Origin of the sequence: Nioella sediminis (assembly GCF_001879695.1) — a bacterium.
Taxonomy (GTDB): domain Bacteria; phylum Pseudomonadota; class Alphaproteobacteria; order Rhodobacterales; family Rhodobacteraceae; genus Nioella; species Nioella sediminis.
Window position 1 is genome coordinate 1 of the sequence record NZ_MNBL01000007.1, and the last position, 1,660, is coordinate 1,660.

2 protein-coding genes are annotated in these 1,660 nt (G+C 67.1%); both read right to left on the reverse strand.

Features of this window, described 5'->3' with window-relative positions; all coding sequences use genetic code 11:
* Positions 1-144: 144 nt before the first annotated feature.
* Positions 145-939 (reverse strand): phytanoyl-CoA dioxygenase family protein, encoded by a 795-nt coding sequence (locus tag BKY26_RS00685; RefSeq protein WP_071688480.1) that lies wholly within the window; start codon positions 937-939, stop codon positions 145-147.
* A 60-nt stretch (positions 940-999) separates the two neighbouring features.
* The coding region (locus BKY26_RS00690) for a crotonase/enoyl-CoA hydratase family protein (RefSeq protein WP_071688481.1) at positions 1,000-1,660 on the reverse strand (661 nt) is incomplete at its 5' end.

Genomic DNA, 1,660 nt, shown 5'->3' on the forward strand with positions numbered 1-1,660 from the left:
CGATGCGCGCGGCGAAACCCGATTTCATCTGTACGGGGGGTGCACAGGGGGTGTACGCCCGGTGTACGGGGGGTGACACGCCAAAACCAGGGTCAGCGCCCGGCACGGGCGCGCGGGTCGACGTGGCACAGCCACGGCGAAACGCTACCGGTGCCAGACCACCGGAAACCAATCCTCGCGCAGCCGCTGCCCCGGCACCATCTCGTGCCCCGGAAACGGCGGAGACGTCCGCCCAGGCCGCTCCACGTAGCGCGCATCATCCCCAAGAAAGCGCACCGAAAACGCCCGCCGCCGCCGGTTGCTTGTGTTGCCCCGCGCGCCATGCAGGGTGCGGTAGTCGAAGGCCACGGCATCGCCCGGCTCCATCGTCCATTCCAGCACCGTCATGCCCTCCGCATCCGGGTCCGGCACCGGGATATAGGCGCCCTCATCGGGGAAAAAAGCGTCTTCTTTCAACCATCTGGTGGGCAGAACCGGCTTGGGCCACTTGTGACTTCCCGCCACCAGCCGCAACGTCGCATCCGTGACCGGATCGAGCGGCGACCAGAAGCTGACGGTCTGCTCGCCCTCGACAAAATAGTAGGGCCCGTCCTGATGCCACGGCGTCGGCTTGGACGTACCCGGCTCTTTCACCAGCACATGATCATGAAAAATCTGCACCGCGTCCGAGCGCATCAGCTCGCCCGCCACCCGTGCGGCATCCGAGTGCCGGATGACCTGCTCGAACTCGGGAATCCGCGTCCAGTTGCAATAATCGTCAAAGAATCGCCCGCCCTCGCCCGGCAGCAGGTTCTCCGCCGCATAAGGCCCAGGCTCCGCCATGTTCCGCTCCACGCCCTTGCGCAGCGTGTCCACGTGATCGGCAAAGAGCCCCTTGATCAGGACCGCGCCATCGCGGGCGAATTCCGCGATCTGTTCTTGCGTGACGGTGACAGCCATGACCGCTCCTTCCAGTTACCCAGGCAGAGCAAACGCCAGCCCGCCCGGTGATGCAAGCCCCTAGCTCTCCTGCCAGCTTGGCTTGCGCTTCTCGAAGAAGGCCGACACGCCTTCCGGCCCCTCATCGCTTTCCCAGGCATCGATCAAGGCTGCGATGGTCATGTCCACCACGGCATCGTTCACCCGAGGCTCCAGCGCCGCGACCAGCGCCTTGGCCTTGGCCACCGCGCCCGGCGCGCAGGCCAGATAGGGCGCGACCTCGGCTTCCACCGCCGCATCCAGATCCTCGGCCGCAACGGCCTTGGCCAGCAGCCCCAGTTCGACCGCCTCAGCAGCATCGAAGATCCGCGCCGACATGAAGACCCGCCGCGCCCGCGCAGCCCCCATGCGAGCCACCACGTAGGGCCCAATGGTGGCCGGGATCAGCCCGAGCCGCGTTTCCGTCAGGCCGAATTTCGCCCCCTTGACACCCACGGCCACATCGCAGACCGACATCATGCCGATCCCGCCACCGAAGGCCTGCCCCTGCACCCGGCCAATCAGCGGCTTGGGCATCCGGTCGAGCGTCCCCAGCATCCGCGCCAGCTTGCGCGCCTCACGCGCGCGGGTTTCGGCATCGGCGGCCATCTGCTCCTTCATCCAGGCCAGATCGCCCCCGGCGCAGAAGCTCTTGCCATTGCCGGTCAGCACCACGACACGAACGGCGGGATCCGCCCCGAGC

Bases quoted from the DNA above. Each gene is read 5' to 3' on its own strand.
- BKY26_RS00685 (WP_071688480.1), bottom strand. From the start codon at position 939: ATGGCTGTCACCGTCACGCAAGAACAGATCGCGGAATTCGCCCGCGAT.